The following is a 15848-nucleotide window of genomic DNA, read 5'->3' as shown; positions in this document are numbered from 1 at the left end:
GGTTGATTTTAATGTAATAACATAACATGCAGAATCGACTCCCACGACGGACCTGCTCATGAATGCGCTGACTCTGCCGGATATTGCCGCGCAGGCCTCACGCCAAGCCCTGCCACTCGACTGGGTGGGCATGTACGGCGTTGCTCTTCCTGTTTTGTTCGATGGCCAACGATTGAGTGCAAAGGCCGACGCCGGCGTTAGCCTCGACGATGGCGAGGCGCGCGGGATTCACATGTCGCGTCTGTACTTGGTGCTGGAAATCCTCGAGCAAGAAAACCTGACACCCGCCTTGTTGCGGCGAGTTTTGCAAAGTTTTCTCGAGACTCATGAAGGACTGTCCACCAGCGCGCACTTAAAAATCCACACCGATTTACTGCTCAAAAGACCGGCGCTGGTCAGTCCATTGGCCGGCTGGAAAACCTATCCAGTGAGCATCGAAGCACGTTTGAAAAACGCGATGTTCCACGTGGAACTAAAAATCGACGTGCCTTATTCCTCGACTTGTCCGTGCTCCGCCGCGCTTTCCCGGCAACTGATTCAGCAGCAATTCGTCGATGACTTCGCCAACAAGCCACTGCAACACGCCGATGTGTTGACTTGGCTCGGCTCGACAAAAGGCATCGTCGCAACGCCTCACAGCCAACGGAGCACTGCGCAATTGCGGCTTCGACTGGACGACTATCTGGATGACTTGCCGCTGATCGCGATCATCAACGACGCCGAAGCGGCCCTCGGCACCGCCGTACAAACCGCCGTAAAACGCGCCGACGAACAAGCCTTCGCGCTGGCCAACGGTCAGAACCTGATGTTCTGCGAAGACGCCGCACGGCGTCTGAACCTGGCCCTGAAACGCTCCCCCGGCGTCAACGCCTTCCACATACGAGTCGTCCACGCGGAAAGCCTACACGCACACGATGCGGTCGCCGAAAGCCGCTGGAATTGGGAGGCCGCATGATCCGTTGCCAAGCCGTGCGTTGGGGTGCACCCGGCCAGCCACTGACGCCCTCTGTGGATTTCGAACTGGCCAAAGGAAGTCTGACCGCCGTCATCGGTGCCAATGGCTCGGGCAAAAGCAGCCTGCTGAAAGTTATCGCGGGTTTGCAAAAACCGCTAATGGGCAAAGTCATCCTGGATGTTCCACGCAAAGGCAGCCTCTCGTTCCTGCCCCAGCAACAACACCTGGATCGCCAATTCCCCATTAGCCTGCAAGAGTTAGTGGCCGCCGGTTTCTGGGGTAGCACGCAGTCTCCCGAAACGCGCAGACAGCGCCTCAAAGCCGTGCTGGAAAACTGGTGCCTGAGCGGACTGGAACAGCGCCCGTTGATGGCCTTGTCCGGCGGCGAATTGCAGCGTGCCCTGCTCGCCCGTTTGAGCCTCGCCGACGCACCATTGCTATTGCTCGACGAACCCCACGCCGCCCTCGACGAGCTCGGCCAAGCGCTGCTCTGGAAACACATTCACGCCTGGCATGCCGAAGGCCGAACCCAGCTGATCGTGTGCCATGACCTGGCCGCCGTTCGCCAACACATTCCTCAAACGTTGCTGATCAAAAGTACCGGCTGCGTCCTCGGATCGAGCGTCGATCTGATCCACCAACAACCCCATACGCGGGTGGCCTGATGCTCGCAGCCGCTCATCTTTGGCAACCGTTCCACGAGTTCGTGTTCATGCGCCGAGCGCTGCTGGGTGGATTGGTTCTGGCATGCAGCACCGCACCGTTGGGCGTGTTTTTGATCCTGCGACGCATGAGCCTGATCGGCGACGCGGTGGCTCACGGCATTCTGCCGGGGGCCGCATTGGGCTTCTGGTTCGCCGGATTGAGTCTGCCGGCGCTGACCGTCGGCGGCCTCGGTGCCGGTCTCGGCATGGCCGGACTCGCCGCCTGGATCACCCGTCGCACCGGCCTGCGAGAAGACGCCAGCCTCGCCGCGATTTACCCGATTTCCCTTGCCTGCGGTGTGCTGATCCTCGGCATCGCCGGCAAACGTCTGGACCTGTTACACCTGTTGTTTGGTTCGGCGCTGGCCGTCGATGGCCCGACGTTGACCGGCATGGTGTGGGTCTCGGCATTCAGTCTGATTGCCATGGCCTTCATCTACAAACCGCTGTTGCTGGACACCCTCGACCCACTCTTTCTGCAAACCGTCAGCCGACTCGGCCCCTTGGCTCACGGCGTATTTCTGACCCTGGTGGTGCTGAATCTGGTGATCGGTTTTCAAGCCATCGGCGCGCTGATGGTGGTCGGTTTGATGATGTTGCCCGCCGCCGCTTCGCGCTTCTGGAGTCGTCGCTTGCCCGTGTTGATGACCATCGCCGCCCTGCTCGGCTGCCTCTCGGTGTGGCTCGGACTGTTGCTGTCGTTCTACTACTCGCTGCCCAGTGGCCCGGCGATCGTGCTGGTGGCTGGCGGTTTGTATCTGCTGTCCGTGGTGTTCGGACCGGTGCACGGTTTGCTGCGCCGCCCGCCTTTGCTCACATCCCAATGAGGTGTTACCCGATGCGCGCTTTACTCGTGCTGTTCAGTTTGCTGCTGTCGATGTCGCTGTCTGCTGCGGAAAAACTTCAGGTAATCACCAGTTTCAGCATCCTCGCCGACATGACCCATCAAGTCGGCGGCGACCATATCCAGATCACCAACATGGTCGGCCCGGACGCCGATGCTCACACGTACGAGCCGACCCCGGACGACGCCAAGGCGTTGCTCAAAGCCAAACTCATCATCAAAAACGGCTTGAGTTTCGAGCCATGGCTGGACCGCCTGGTGACCAGCACCGAGACCAAGGCGCCAGTGATCAGCGCGAGCCACGGCGTCATCCCGCGCTCCCTGGATGAAGATGGCGAGACCATTCCCGACCCGCACGCTTGGCACAATCTGGCGAACGCTGAGCTGTACATCAGCAACATCACCAAGGCGCTGATCGCCGCCGACCCGACGAACAAAGCCGACTACGAACGCAACAGTCAGGCCTACCTGAAACAGATCTATGCGTTGCTTGCCGAAGCCAAGGCAAAACTCGGTTCGCTGCCACCGGGCAATCGCAAAATCGTGACGTCCCATGACGCCTTCGGTTACCTCGGTCAGGCTTACGGCATCGACTTCATGGCCCCTCAAGGTCTGTCCACTGAACGCGAACCGTCAGCCACCGAAGTCGCTGCATTGATCACCCAGATTCGCCAGGCCAAGGTCAAAGCGGTGTTCATGGAAAACATCAAGGATGCACGCCTGCTCAAGCAGATTGCCGATGAAAGCGGCGCGTACATCGGTGGCACGTTGTACTCCGATGCCCTCGCGGCGACCGGGCCGGCCAGCACCTTCGTCGGGTTGTTCGAGTACAACCTCAACACCCTGTACGATGCGTTGAGCAAGCCATGATCCGCAAGAATCCTTCCGGTGATTTGCCGGTGATAGCGGAGTCTGCCTACGTGGATAAAACCGCCATCATCTGCGGCAAAGTGGTGATCGGCGAGAACGTCTTCGTCGGTCCTTACGCGGTGATTCGGGCCGACGAAGTGGATGCCTCGGGCGAGATGGAGCCGATCACCATCGGCGCCAACTCGAACATCCAGGATGGCGTGGTGATCCACTCCAAGTCCGGGGCGGCAGTGACCATCGGCGAGTTCAGTTCCATCGCCCACCGCTCGATCATTCATGGTCCATGCAAGGTTGGCGATCGGGTGTTCATCGGGTTCAACAGCGTGCTGTTCAACTGCGTCGTCGGTGACGGCTGCGTGGTGCGCCACAACTCGGTAGTCGACGGTCGCGACCTGCCTGAAGACTTCTATGTGCCCTCCACCACCCGCATCGGCCCGAAAACTGATCTGTCGCAGTTCCCACCGGTGAGCGTCAGCGCCTCGGAGTTTTCCGAAGACGTGGCGCGCACCAACGTCGACCTGGTGCGCGGCTACAAAGCCCTGCAGAACGAGTTCTGACCATGAGCAGCGTGCTGATTCGCAATGCCCGGCTGGTGAATGAAGGCCGTGAGTTTGATGGTGATCTGTTGGTGAGCAACGGGCGAATCGTGAAGATCGCCAGCAGCATCCACGGTGAAAATGCCGACGTTGAAATCGATGCACAAGGGCAGTGGCTGCTGCCCGGAATGATCGACGACCAAGTGCACTTCCGCGATCCAGGCTCGCCAGACAAAGGCAGCGTCTACACCGAATCCCGGGCTGCGGTGGCCGGTGGCATCACCAGCTTCATGGACATGCCCAACACCAATCCGGCGACCCTGACCCTCAGCGCACTGGCCGATAAAAAGCGTCGAGCGGCAACTGACTCCGTCGCCAATTACGGCTTTCATTTCGGCGTGAGCAACGACAATCTCGACACCGTCGCCAAGCTCAATCCTTGTGAAGTTGCGGGAGTCAAAGTGTTCATGGGCGCTTCGACCGGCAACATGCTGGTGGATGACCCGAGGATTCTCGAGCGGCTATTCGCCGAGGTGCCGACCCTTTTGTTGGCCCACTGCGAACACACGCCCAGCATCGACGCCAACGCAGCGAACCTGCGTGAGTTGTTCGGCGAACACCTTCCAGCGGCGGCCCACCCGCTGATCCGCAACGCCGAGGCCTGCTTTCGCTCCTCCTCAATGGCTGTGGAACTGGCCAGGCGTCACGGCACCCGACTGCATGTTCTGCACCTGACCACCGCCCGCGAACTGGCGTTGTTCGAAGACAAGCCGCTGGCCCAGAAACGCATCACCGCCGAAGTCTGCCTGCACCACTTGCTGTTCGATGACCGGGATTACCCGAGCCTCGGCAACCTGATCAAGTGCAACCCGGCGATCAAAACCCAGGCCGACCGCGATGCCTTGCGCGAAGCATTGCTGAGCGATCGGCTCGACGTGATCGGCAGCGATCATGCGCCTCACACCTGGGCTGAAAAACAGCGGCCGTACAGCCAGGCGCCATCCGGCTTGCCGTTGGTGCAACATGCCCTGCCCGCGTTGCTGGAACTGGTCGCAGATGAAGTGTTGCCGATGACTACGCTCGTCGCAAAAACCAGTCACCGGGTCGCTGATCTGTTCACCATTCCCGACCGCGGTTATTTGCGCGAAGGTTATTGGGCTGACCTCGTTATGATCAAACCCGAACCCGGCGGCGTTGCCGTTTCCCAGCAGCCGATCCTGTCTCAATGCGGCTGGACACCTTTTGCCCGACAGCGTTTTCGCCACAGCGTCAGCACCACCATCGTGTCGGGGCAAATTGCCTGGCACGACCAACGTCTTAATGACAACTGTCAGGGTTTACCACTACGGTTTATGCGCTAGCACTCGGGAGTACCGACATGATTCACATCACCCTGAGCGATGGTTCATTGCGTGAATACGACCAGCCACTGTCGGTGTACGAGCTCGCCGCGAGTATCGGACCCGGACTGGCAAAAGCGGCGGTGGCCGGCCGAGTGGACGGCATCCTGGTGGACTGTGAGTTCATGATCGAGGCCGATGCCCGGGTCAGCATCGTCACGCCTCAAGAGCCCGATGGGCTGGAGATCCTGCGACGCTCCTGTGTATTGATGCTGGCCATGGCCGTTAAACAACTCCATCCCCAGGTGCAATTGCACTCAGGAACGGCGCTGGGCGACGGATTCTTTCATGAGTTTTCTGCCGAGCGATCCTTAACGCCGACAGACCTGCCACTGATCGAAGCCCGCATGCAGACGCTGGCGGCGACCAATCACTCGATTCGCCGTCAAGGAAAGACGCCGCTGTACCGCCTGGGGAACGTCGAATCTACGACCGCCGGCCCGCATGTCCCCGCGACCAGAGTGCTGCAAGCGTTCACCCTCGATCACATCAGCAGTACGTTGCCGCAAAGGATTTACGGTACGTGCTGGTCCTGCCAACAAGAGCTTGATAACTGGCGGACACCGCCCCACGTCATGATTGTCAGCATGGACCAACGTCAGGCGGATTACGCGCAGTCGGTCACCGAGGCATTGCGCAGAAGTGGCGTGCGCGCCCGCGCGGATCTGCGTCACGAGAAAGTCCGCCAAAAAATTCGCGAGCACAGTCAGCATGTGCCGTATCTGCTGGTGATCGGGGAGAAAGAAAAAGAAGGCGGGTTTGTCAGTGTGCGCAGCCGCACTGGGGAGGATTTCGGCAGGATGAGCGTTGAGACGGTGTGTGAGTGGTTGAATCAGGCCCGCTCCCACACAGTCATGTAAGGGCGCGGGCCTGCTGACGAGTTTTTAAGCTCTCGGTTTGACGGTCCCGCAATCCTGCCCCAACCACACAGCGCGGCTTTCGAGGCTACCCTTCTGCTGAATACCGGTAGCATTGAACGTGCCGTTAACCTTGGTGGTGAACTCACGATCACTGAGGAAAGTGGCGACACCGGCGCCCTGCGCTTTCGGACAGCTGAAGCGGAATTTCCACTGATTCCCGGTACGGTCGGTGATTTCCTGCTTGCAGCCCGACTGTGGATCGGTCAGCGGAATATTGTCTGTCTTCACCTGCTCCGGCGTCAGACAAGCCCGAATCCCTTTGCCGCCCATGGTGATGCCCTGCTTTTCGAGCTGCGCTCGCTGTTGAGGGGTCATCTGGCTCTGTATCTGGCCAAGGATCAGCTGCAAATCCGGGAGATTCTGGTCATCGACCTTCATGTTGCTTGTGGTCATTTCCCACAAACCGGGCTGCAACATCTGCGCCTGAGCGGCCACAGGAAGTGACAAACCAATAGCCATGGCCAAACCCAGCAGACGAACGTTCATCGAGTAACTCCTGATCATTAGTGGCCGTTAGACGTCAGCCAGTGGCTTCGGTTCATGGGCCAATTAAATAGCGACATTCTGCACGGAACATGGTCTGTTAAGCATTGAATCTTCAGGAGCAAGGCTGCCCCATGGATTACTTTGGACCGCATATTTTCGGCTACATGATTGCACTGCTACACACGCTGGGCCTGATCGCAGCCATCCACGCCGTGCTCACCGTCCGGACCGCCCAGGGATCGATCGCCTGGGCCCTGTCGTTGCTGTTTATTCCCTACCTCACGCTCATCCCCTACCTGGTCTTCGGTAGCAGCACCTTCGATGGTTACATCAACGCTCGGCGCCAGGCCAACGAAGAAATGCGCAAGGCGATCTCCGAGCTCAACTGGCGCCCTTGGGTAGAAGAGGCGCTGACCGCTCGCGCCTCCAATGCTTACGCGTCCTTGAGGGCCATGCCGAAACTGGGGCGCATGCCGTGCCTGGCGAACAACGAAGTGCGTTTGCTGATCGACGGCCAGGCCACCTTCAACGCCATTTTTGACGCCATCAGCAACGCGAAGGAAGCGGTGCTGATTCAGTTTTTCATCATCCACGACGATCGCCTCGGTCAACGCCTGCAAACCTTGCTGCTGAAGAAAGCCGCCGAAGGCGTGGCGGTTTATTTATTGTACGACCGCATCGGCAGCCACTCCTTGCCTCACAGTTACGTGCAGCCACTGCGCGATGCCGGCGTCGAGGTCAAAGCCTTTGCCACCCGCAGCGGCTGGCTCAACCGCTTCCAGGTCAACTTCCGCAACCACCGCAAGATTGTGGTGGTCGATGGTGTGCTGGGTTTCGTCGGTGGGCACAACGTCGGCGACGAGTACATGGGCGAGAAACCACCCCTCGCCCCGTGGCGCGATACCCATGTGCAAGTACGCGGACCGGTGGTGGCCTGCATGCAGGAATCTTTCGCTGAAGACTGGTTTTGGGCCGCCCGCTCATTGCCGCCGCTGATCCTGCCGGACGTTTACCCGGACGACGGCGTGCTCTGCCAATTGCTGGCGAGCGGCCCGGCAGATTCCTACGAAACCTGCTCGTTGTTCTTCGTCGAAGCCATCCATGCGGCAACCGAACGGGTGTGGATCACCAGTCCTTATTTCATCCCTGACGAAGCGGTATTCGCAGCGTTGCGGCTGGCAGTACTGCGCGGTGTTGATGTGCGATTGCTCCTGCCTTCACGGCCCGATCACCGCATCGTCTACGCCGCCTCCAGCCTGTACGCCTTCGAAGCGGTACGCGCCGGCGTGCGAGTGTTCCGCTACGAGCCGGGGTTTCTGCATCAGAAAGTGGTGTTGATCGACAGCGAAATCAGCGCCATTGGCAGTGCCAATCTGGACAACCGCTCGTTCCGGCTGAATTTTGAAGTGATGTTGTTGACGGTCGACAGCGCGTTTGCCGCCGAAGTAGAACAGATGCTCAACGATGACTTTGCACAGGCTCACGAGATCGCCAAAGAAGAAAGCCGGGAGACCCGCCGCCTGCAACAGGTCGGCATGCGGGTCGCCCGGCTTATTTCACCGATACTTTAAGGGTTGTAGATATCGTCGCGCGTCCATGGCAGTTCATGGCTGCCATCGGGGTGAGCTTTCACCGCGAGAATCTGGTGCAGATTGATCCAGCCCTTGGCGAACGCGTAAGCGCATCCCGCCAGGTACAGCCGCCAGATCCGTAAGGCCTGCTCTGGCACCAGCCTGGAAGCCGCTTCCAGGTTGTCTTCCAGGCGTTCACTCCAATGGTCCAGCGTACGCGCGTAGTGCAGGCGCAGGCTCTCGACGTCGACAATCTCCAGCCCTGCTTCGCTGATCTCGGCAGAGATCATCGACAGGTGCGGCAGCTCGCCATTGGGGAACACATATTTCTCGATGAATTCGCCCGCACCGCGCCCCACCGGACGGCCGTCGGTGTGTTTGGCGGTGATCCCGTGGTTCATCACCAGGCCACCCTCCTTCACCGCACCGAACAAGGTCTTGCAGTACTCGGCCAGATTGGCATGGCCGACGTGTTCGAACATGCCGACACTGACCACTTTGTCGAAGCGACCGTCCTGCGGCAGGTCACGGTAGTCGAGCAGTTGCAGTTCGACCAGATCGTCCAGGCCTTCGGCGGTCACCCGTTCACGGGCAAGTTCCAGTTGCGCTTTACTGAGTGTGATCCCGAACACCTTCGCGCCAAACTCCCGGGCCGCATAGCGTGCCAGTCCGCCCCAACCGCAACCGACATCCAGCAGGTATTCCCCTGGTTGCAGCCGCAGCTTGCGGCACAGGTGGCGGAATTTGGCTTGCTGGGCTTGCTCCAGCGTTTCGCTGCCAGTCTCGAAATAGGCGCAGGAATACGCCATGTCACTGTCGAGCCACAGCTGATAAAACGCGTTGGAAAGGTCGTAGTGGTAGGAAATCGCCTTGGCGTCGGTTTCCTTGTCGTGAACGGTGCGCACCGGCTGACTGTCGTCGTCCTCGCTCACCAATGCCTGGCTCCATTCATCGCAGACGCGGATCACGTCGCTGATGGAGCCTTCCAGTTCAAGTTTACCTTCGACAAACGCCGCTCCTAGCGCGTCCAGGCTTGGGTGGGTGAACTGGGTAACCATTTGTGGGTCCTTGACCACAATAGTGACGCTGGGCGTCGGCCCCAGGTTGAATTCATGGCCGTCCCAGAGTCGCAGGCGTAGCGGCAACTGCAGATTCTGTAAGGCCGGAGGAAGGTGCGCGAGCATGGATAGTCCCTCTAGTTTCAGACGTCTGATGTGAGGGTAGACCATCCTTGAAAAATAGCTGGCTATCGAATTAATAGCCCTTTTCTATGATTCGTAACGCTCGAACCCACCGTCGCGAATTCACAAAAGTGATTGCCCTCACCTAGATGACTACGAATTCGTCATACAGTTCTGAAAACTTGAAATCGACCGCGATCGCTCTGTTTAGAGCATTTACCCGACGTACTCAATCCTCATCCTCAAGCTTGAGCAATGGTTCCTGAAAACGCAGTAAACGCCCGGCGTTCCCCAACACCAGCAACGTGCTGAAGTTGTGCAACAGCGCAGCAATCATCGCGCCAGCAGCGCCAAGCCAACCGAAGGCAGCGAAGGCTACAATCGCCAGCGTCCAGCCCAGACCGATGATCACGTTAACCTGCAACGTGTGCCGGCACTGGCGACTCAAGCGCACACAGGTGCCGAGTCGACGCAGGTCGCTGCCAATCAAAACGATGTCGGACGAAGCCAGCGCGATATCCGCCCCGCCCGCGCCCATGGCCACGCCGACCACACCGGCCTTGAGCGCCAGCGAATCGTTGATCCCGTCTCCCACGACCATCGGCCGAAAGCCACTGCCGATTTCCTTCAGCACGCGATTGAGTTTGTCCTCAGGCAACGCTTGAGCTTCAACGTCGCTGATCCCGACATCTCGCGCCAATGTGTGTGCGACGCTTTGCCGATCACCTGTCAGCAGCAACTGCCGGCCCAACCCCAATTCACGTAGCTCGCTCAAGGCAAATCGAGCCTCGGGTTTGACGCTGTCGGCCAACAACAGCCAGGCGAGGAATTCACCGTTGAGCGCCAGCCCGGCAATCGGGCCATCGTGGTCGGGGACACTTGAAGTGGCGATACCCAACTGCGCGAACAACTCCGGACGACCGAGCGCCGCCTCGCCCTGCTCCGTCATCGCCACCACGCCCAGCCCCTGACGCTCGTGGATGTCGCAGAGCTGCAGAAAAGGTTCCTGGGTGACCAACCCGGCGAGCGCGCGGCTGACCGGATGACTGCTGGCAGAACCAAGGCTGGCAGCGAGTTTGAGGACGTGGCTGCGATCCTCGAGCGGGCTGTCGATGGATTGCAAACGCAAGGTGCCAAAGGTCAGGGTTCCGGTTTTGTCGACCACCAGTGACGTCAGGTCTGCCAACTCTTCGAGGAACGCGGAGCTGCGAATCAGAATCCCGTGACGAGCGGCCACCGCCACCCCGGCAATTGCCGTGGCCGGCGCGGACAACACCAGCGCGCAAGGACAGGCCGCCACCAACACCGCGAGCATGGCCTGGGCATCGTTAGTGACGAACCAGGTCACGGCGGCCAGCAGCAACACCAGCACCATGTAGCTGCCGGCGTAGCGTTCCAGCAACCGTGTGATCGGCGGTTTGGAACGCTCGGCGCTTTGCATCAGCGCAATGACTTTGCCGAGGGTCGACTCATTGCCGGTGCGAGTTACCTCGATGCGCAGCAGACCGTCGAGGTTGATCGCGCCGCCGAAGACCTGCATGCCGACGGCAGCCTCCATCGGCACCGATTCGCCAGTAATCGAAGCGGTGTCCAGGCTCGCCTGACCGGACAACACCCGACCATCCGCCGGCACTCGATCACCCGCGCGCACCTCAACGAGGTCGCCGGCCTTGAGTGTGCCGTTATCGACTTCGACGATGGAGCCGTCGGCCTGAACTTTGCGCGCGTGGCTGCGCGTCAGTTTGCCGAGGGCGCGAATTGCCTCCTGGGAACCGATCACGCTGCGCTCTTCCAGCACGTGGCCGAAGATCATGATGATCGGCAGCAACGCCGCAGTCAGCAGATCACCCGTGGCCCACGCCCCGAGCATGGCCAGGGCGATCAATTGATCAGTGATCCCGTGCAGGCTCGGATAACGCAGGCTGTACCAGGCTGAACGCATCACGGGCACGGCCACCAATAACGAAGCAAAGCCCAACAGCAATTGACTGACGCCCGTCTGCTCCGGCGACAACCAGCGCCAGGTCAGGCCGAGCGCGAGCAGGCCCAATGCGAGCATGGCCAGGGTCAATTGGCGGGCGGCGCTGCGTTGTTCAGCCGAGGACAACATGCTCGGTGCGGCGGCGGTTTGGGTGGTCATTGTGCAGCTCCCTGAATGATCAGGCGGGAATCATCTTTCGGATTGACCGTGGTCACCGAACCGGCCTGACCGAGAATCTTCGGCATCCGCTCGCGGTAGATGCGCAGCAGCATTTGCGGGTCGGTGCCCTGCTGCTGCGCCTTGGCCAGGCTCAACACCGTGGCCGTGTCAGCCGAGGCTTTGGCCAGCCGTTCGCTCGCTTGGGCATGAGCGACTTGCAGCGTGCGATCGGCTTGTTCGTTGGCAGTCTGAGTCAGTTTCTCGGCTTCAGTACGAGCGTTGGCCACGGCTTTGTCGGCTTGTTGACTGGCGGTCAGAACAGCGTTGAAGGCGTTGACCGCTGGCCCGGGCAGACTCGATTGCACGTCGACTCGCGTCACCTCTATTCCTAATCCCTGCCCGGTCGCGGTGAGGTCAGCCAGGCGCTGATTGATGGCTTGCACCAGATCACCGCGCAACCGTTCGCGGCGTTCAGCAGCCTGACTATCGGCGCCGATCAGCTCCGGTCGAGCGACCAGAATAGTGTCCAGATCTCGTGCGGCAGTGAGGGTCACCGCACTGCGAGTCACCAATCGATCCAATGCCGGCAACACATGTTCGCCTTGAAGGACGAAGGCATAGGGCTCGGTGACTTTGTAGAAAACCCGCACATCCAGTTGCACCACGCCCGCGTCACCGGTGAGCAAATAACCGGAGCCGGCGAGTGCATCGCTGATCGGTGTGGCGAAACTCGCCGCTCGATCCGCCTGCAACGCCGCATCGGTGCGCAGCAGATTTTCCACCCGACGCTCAATCACCCGATCCGCCGCGGGCAACAGAATCACCTGTTCAAAAGGGCGGGGCCAAGCCAATAACAGGCCAGCATTCTGGATGCGATCCAGCGCGCCGAAGTGCAAAACCACCGCGCGATTTTGCGGATCAATCTGCCGCACATTAGAGAATGCCCAAACCAAAGCGGCTAGCACTGTCACGGCGTAAAGGGCCAAAAAAGCCAATCGCCCCGCCTGAATCCAGGGACTGCTTAACTCATTTGTTCCACGTGGAACTAATTTCATGGCTGCGACCCGGCCTTGTTATCGAGGGTCGGCGGACCGTCAACCAACACCCGGAACGGCGCGGCGTCGGTGCGCAGAATTAGTTTTGTACCGGGCGTGACGATGGTGCCTAGTGTGTCGAGGGAGCGCAGCAGGTTGTAGAGCTGTGGCGATCCGGCGTAGGCGCGACCGTAAATTTGCGCGGCTTCGACGCGCGATTGAGCTTCGATATCGGCAGCTTTCACGGTCGCATCGGCTTGTACGATTCGTGCATCACGCTCGGCGGCAGAACGGATTTGCGCCGCTTCGCGCTTACCGATGGCCGTGCGTTCGGTGGCGATTGTTTCACGCTCGGCACGCATGCGATCGACCGTAGCGGTGAGGGTTACCGATGGCAAGGTCAGACGCTCGATGCCGACTTGCAGCACCCGCACGCCATAAGTGGTGAGCAGCTGCTGATCGATTTGCTGACGCAGTTGCGCTTCAAAATCAGCGATGTGTACTTGGTTGGCGTCGGTGTTCACCAGGTTAGCCAGATCAAAACTGCTAGCCGTGGTTTCCAGAGCCGACCCCACAAACGTGCGAATTTGCCGCGCTGCTTCGTCCGGTTGATTCTGTACGGCACGCATGAAGCGTTGCACGTTGTCCGGATCGCCCTGAACCTGCCAGGCCACATAAGCCTGAACAATGATGCGCAAACCATCCCGCGTACCCACATCCTGTAAACCACTCGAAGTCGTGCGCAGTCGCAGATCGACAGGAATCGCCGCTTCAAAAGGAGCAGGCCAACGCCAGCCAAGACCTGGTTCCAGCAATACCCGCGAAGGATTACCGAAGCGCGTGATCACCGTGGCCTCCCCCGAACGCACTTGAACCAGACTCGCCGCCGCGACGGCGAACGCTACCAGCAACGCTGCCCAGCCCATTCGCCGCCATGGGAACGGGCCCGCTTCCTGGGGATCACCATGGTGGTGATGGCCGTGGTGATGCCCGCCATGGCCGTGATCGTGGCCAGTGTGGTCATCGTGATCGTGAGTGTGCGACTGGCTCAATTGGCAGCTCCTGGCTGAGCGGTTTTACGCGCTGGCACAGGATCAACCGGCAGCGTGAATGTACGGAGGTCGATGGTCGGCGCATTACCACTGCCGCCCAGACGATGATCGAGCACCAGCAACCTGGCATTGGCCAAGCCCTGAGACAGTTGGCTGAAATACTGCTCCAGCACGAAGGCTTGGCCGGCACTGGCGTAGGCCTTTTGCTCGGCGCTGAACCTCAAGTCAGCCGCTTGGGCGGTGGCGTTGATTTCACGAGCGCTGGCCGTCGCTTGATCGCGAGCGATGCTGGCCTGCAATTGCGCCTGGTTGGTGGCTTCCGCCGCCGCCCCACGCTCGCGGGAAATCAATGCCTGGGCGCCAATCTGCGCAGCCTGGACGCCGTGATAAGCATTGGCGGCACCGGCCGGCGGATGAATCGCCTCGACCACGGTGGCGAGAATTTCCACGCCGCTGTCGAGTTTCTGCAGGTCAGCCTGTACCGCCCGACCAATCTCTTCGGCGAGCCCTACCCTGTCTTCACCGAGCAAACCGTCGAGGGTGCGCGAGGCGAAATCGTGGACCAGAATCCGGCTGGCGGTGCTGCGGATCAGTGTCGGGACATCAGCGCTGTTATAAGTCGCGGCCAACGCCGCTTGATCGCTCAGACCGATGCGGTAGACGAAGCGCACGTCCATGTTGACGATCTGGAAGCTCTGCTTGTCGGCTCGACTGCTGGCAATGACTTGGGATTTGTCGTTCACATGGCTCGCGTCCCACAAGCGATTGGCAATCGCGGGCGCCGGGCCTTCGGCGGGTTCGGCCACGACCGGCGCCGGTGTGTCGCCAACACTGGTGGCCAACTCGTGGACCACACCGTTCTCGACACTCAATACTCGGCCCAGAGGCCAAGGCAAACCTGCGTGCAAACCGGGACCGAACACCTCCACCGGTTTGCCGAATCGCTCGTAGATGCCCCGCCCTTGCAGCGGTATTTCGTGAATGCCGGTGAGTGACCAACCGACAATTGCCACCACCACCAGCACCGGAAAAAATGCCCGACGCATGTAGGTGAAGGCCCAGATCTGCCGCAGGTCGATGCCGAAGCGGTTGTGCAATTCGTGCTGCAACGCCAACAAAGGTTGCGGCGGCCAGCGCAGCATGTCGGCGACGAAGCTGCGCGCCAGCAAGGCAGGTTCGAGTTGTTCGCGCTGCGGACTGAACAATGACAGCAAGGCGCGCAACAGCAGCTCAGCGGCGACCAACCCTGGCAGCAAACCCATCAGTACCGCCAGACGCAACGGCCAGACCGAGGTTTCGCTACCCAACAACAGACACAAAGCGCTGAGCACCAGACAAATGATTGCCACCCGAGTCAGCTGCGCCAACGACGCTGCTTCGGGCCATTGCGCGACGTTTTCCTGCGCCAGTTGTCGCTCCAGCACCAGCAAACCGAAGGCCAGCAACAAGGACAGCGCCGCACCGACACTGGCCGACAATCCCAGTGCGGTTGGCGTCGGTGCAAGGTTCCAGATTTGTTCGATGCTCAATAACGTCAGCAGCGACCAACCTGCAAGCCATAGCGTCGGAGCGCCGATCTGCACCAGCATTCGCAGCCATCGCTGGCTGAGCCGATCCAGCAGCCGTTCGTACCAGCCCACCGGGGCAACGACTTCCTCAGCAACGACGACCTGCACGACCGGGTTCAACGCCCGTGCGCGCCATTGCGTCACCCACCAGGCCGATTGCAAACCGGCGACCAGCACCAGCAAACCGGCGCTCTGATTGACCAGCAACGCAGGCCAGAATGACTGTGGCGCAAACAGCCCGACAAAAAACGCCAGCAACCAACCTGCCGCCGCCAGAGCGCCCAGACCGATTGCGAACTGACGCAATCGTCGCCCTTGAAAAACCGCCTGCTGGAAACGCGGCAGCCCGGCTACTTGCGTCCCATCGACATCGAGATCGACTTGCATACCACCCCAGTGTTTATCGTTGCTCACATCACATTTCGTTACGATATAACGAAAACCGTGAAATTTCCGTTCTTAAATGCTGTATCTAAAGGCGCTCAACCTGTCGCTTGGCTGAAGCCTTGACCGAAATACTGCGGAACGCACATATTACGTTCGTAATTTTACCCAGGAACTACGTTTACCCATTCCGATCCGATTCA

General features: G+C 60.0%; 14 protein-coding genes. 8 read left to right on the top strand and 6 right to left on the bottom strand.

Annotated features, from left to right (window positions below; translation table 11 throughout):
- The first annotated feature begins 58 nt into the window (after positions 1 to 58).
- From folE2 to DFS28_RS00825, 7 genes are read left to right on the top strand one after another with little or no spacing between them, the layout of a single operon-like run.
- Positions 59 to 955, top strand: coding sequence for a GTP cyclohydrolase FolE2 (gene folE2 / locus DFS28_RS00855; RefSeq protein ID WP_111448206.1), 897 nt, complete (start codon positions 59 to 61; stop codon positions 953 to 955).
- The gene (locus tag DFS28_RS00850; RefSeq protein ID WP_111448205.1) at positions 952 to 1620 is read left to right on the top strand and encodes a metal ABC transporter ATP-binding protein; all 669 of its coding nucleotides are present in this window, start codon (positions 952 to 954) and stop codon (positions 1618 to 1620) included. The genes folE2 and DFS28_RS00850 overlap by 4 nt, the downstream gene beginning before the upstream one ends.
- Entirely contained in the window at positions 1620 to 2486 is an 867-nt protein-coding gene (locus DFS28_RS00845; RefSeq protein WP_111448204.1) for a metal ABC transporter permease, read from the top strand. Before DFS28_RS00850 ends, DFS28_RS00845 begins: the two co-directional genes overlap by 1 nt.
- Before the next feature lie 11 nt (positions 2487 to 2497).
- Positions 2498 to 3373, top strand: coding sequence for a metal ABC transporter substrate-binding protein (locus tag DFS28_RS00840; protein ID WP_111448203.1), 876 nt, complete (start codon positions 2498 to 2500; stop codon positions 3371 to 3373).
- Positions 3370 to 3930, top strand: coding sequence for a DapH/DapD/GlmU-related protein (locus DFS28_RS00835; RefSeq protein ID WP_111448202.1), 561 nt, complete (start codon positions 3370 to 3372; stop codon positions 3928 to 3930). Before DFS28_RS00840 ends, DFS28_RS00835 begins: the two co-directional genes overlap by 4 nt.
- A 2-nt stretch (positions 3931 to 3932) precedes the next feature.
- Positions 3933 to 5270: a dihydroorotase gene (locus DFS28_RS00830; protein WP_111448201.1), complete on the top strand. Its 1338-nt coding sequence runs from the start codon at positions 3933 to 3935 to the stop codon at positions 5268 to 5270.
- A gap of 17 nt (positions 5271 to 5287) precedes the next feature.
- Positions 5288 to 6169, top strand: a complete 882-nt coding sequence (locus DFS28_RS00825) for a His/Gly/Thr/Pro-type tRNA ligase C-terminal domain-containing protein (RefSeq protein WP_111448200.1) — start codon at positions 5288 to 5290, stop codon at positions 6167 to 6169.
- Between the two features lie 24 nt (positions 6170 to 6193).
- On the opposite strand, the gene DFS28_RS00820 is transcribed toward DFS28_RS00825, so the two are convergent.
- A complete protein-coding gene (locus DFS28_RS00820; RefSeq protein ID WP_008156692.1) occupies positions 6194 to 6715 on the bottom strand; it encodes a DUF3617 domain-containing protein in 522 nt (173 codons plus the stop codon).
- A 131-nt stretch (positions 6716 to 6846) separates the two neighbouring features.
- On the opposite strand from DFS28_RS00820, the gene cls reads away from it, so the two are divergent.
- A complete protein-coding gene (gene cls / locus DFS28_RS00815; RefSeq protein WP_111448199.1) occupies positions 6847 to 8286 on the top strand; it encodes a cardiolipin synthase in 1440 nt (479 codons plus the stop codon).
- Here the strand turns inward: cls and cfaB are convergent.
- The 5 genes from cfaB to hflK (DFS28_RS00790) form a co-directional block, all read right to left on the bottom strand.
- Positions 8283 to 9470: a C17 cyclopropane fatty acid synthase CfaB gene (cfaB, locus tag DFS28_RS00810; protein WP_111448198.1), complete on the bottom strand. Its 1188-nt coding sequence runs from the start codon at positions 9468 to 9470 to the stop codon at positions 8283 to 8285. The genes cls and cfaB overlap by 4 nt on opposite strands.
- Before the next feature lie 226 nt (positions 9471 to 9696).
- On the bottom strand, positions 9697 to 11607 hold the full coding sequence (locus tag DFS28_RS00805) for a cation-translocating P-type ATPase (protein WP_111448197.1): 1911 nt from the start codon (positions 11605 to 11607) through the stop codon (positions 9697 to 9699).
- Positions 11604 to 12662 (bottom strand): protease modulator HflK, encoded by a 1059-nt coding sequence (gene hflK, locus DFS28_RS00800; protein WP_008156700.1) that lies wholly within the window; start codon positions 12660 to 12662, stop codon positions 11604 to 11606. The genes DFS28_RS00805 and hflK (DFS28_RS00800) overlap by 4 nt, the downstream gene beginning before the upstream one ends.
- The gene (hflC, locus tag DFS28_RS00795; RefSeq protein WP_111448196.1) at positions 12659 to 13693 is read right to left on the bottom strand and encodes a protease modulator HflC; all 1035 of its coding nucleotides are present in this window, start codon (positions 13691 to 13693) and stop codon (positions 12659 to 12661) included. The genes hflK (DFS28_RS00800) and hflC overlap by 4 nt, the downstream gene beginning before the upstream one ends.
- Entirely contained in the window at positions 13690 to 15648 is a 1959-nt protein-coding gene (hflK, locus tag DFS28_RS00790; RefSeq protein WP_111448582.1) for a protease modulator HflK, read from the bottom strand. The genes hflC and hflK (DFS28_RS00790) overlap by 4 nt, the downstream gene beginning before the upstream one ends.
- Positions 15649 to 15848 lie beyond the last annotated feature (200 nt).

The organism is Pseudomonas sp. 478 (genome assembly GCF_003254125.1).
Classification (GTDB): domain Bacteria; phylum Pseudomonadota; class Gammaproteobacteria; order Pseudomonadales; family Pseudomonadaceae; genus Aquipseudomonas.
The sequence above is the reverse complement of the archived record's forward strand: the minus strand, read 5'-3'. Positions and strand labels throughout refer to the sequence as shown.

What these genes read in the sequence shown, in the direction of transcription:
- folE2 (WP_111448206.1), top strand. Translation starts at nt 59, where the DNA reads ATGAATGCGCTGACTCTGCCGGATATTGCCGCGCAGGCCTCACGCCAA.
- DFS28_RS00850 (WP_111448205.1), top strand. Translation starts at nt 952, where the DNA reads ATGATCCGTTGCCAAGCCGTGCGTTGGGGTGCACCCGGCCAGCCACTG.
- DFS28_RS00845 (WP_111448204.1), top strand. Translation starts at nt 1,620, where the DNA reads ATGCTCGCAGCCGCTCATCTTTGGCAACCGTTCCACGAGTTCGTGTTC.
- DFS28_RS00840 (WP_111448203.1), top strand. Translation starts at nt 2,498, where the DNA reads ATGCGCGCTTTACTCGTGCTGTTCAGTTTGCTGCTGTCGATGTCGCTG.
- DFS28_RS00835 (WP_111448202.1), top strand. Translation starts at nt 3,370, where the DNA reads ATGATCCGCAAGAATCCTTCCGGTGATTTGCCGGTGATAGCGGAGTCT.
- DFS28_RS00830 (WP_111448201.1), top strand. Translation starts at nt 3,933, where the DNA reads ATGAGCAGCGTGCTGATTCGCAATGCCCGGCTGGTGAATGAAGGCCGT.
- DFS28_RS00825 (WP_111448200.1), top strand. Translation starts at nt 5,288, where the DNA reads ATGATTCACATCACCCTGAGCGATGGTTCATTGCGTGAATACGACCAG.
- DFS28_RS00820 (WP_008156692.1), bottom strand. Translation starts at nt 6,715, where the DNA reads ATGAACGTTCGTCTGCTGGGTTTGGCCATGGCTATTGGTTTGTCACTT.
- cls (WP_111448199.1), top strand. Translation starts at nt 6,847, where the DNA reads ATGGATTACTTTGGACCGCATATTTTCGGCTACATGATTGCACTGCTA.
- cfaB (WP_111448198.1), bottom strand. Translation starts at nt 9,470, where the DNA reads ATGCTCGCGCACCTTCCTCCGGCCTTACAGAATCTGCAGTTGCCGCTA.
- DFS28_RS00805 (WP_111448197.1), bottom strand. Translation starts at nt 11,607, where the DNA reads ATGACCACCCAAACCGCCGCCGCACCGAGCATGTTGTCCTCGGCTGAA.
- hflK (WP_008156700.1), bottom strand. Translation starts at nt 12,662, where the DNA reads ATGAAATTAGTTCCACGTGGAACAAATGAGTTAAGCAGTCCCTGGATT.
- hflK (WP_111448582.1), bottom strand. Translation starts at nt 15,648, where the DNA reads ATGCAAGTCGATCTCGATGTCGATGGGACGCAAGTAGCCGGGCTGCCG.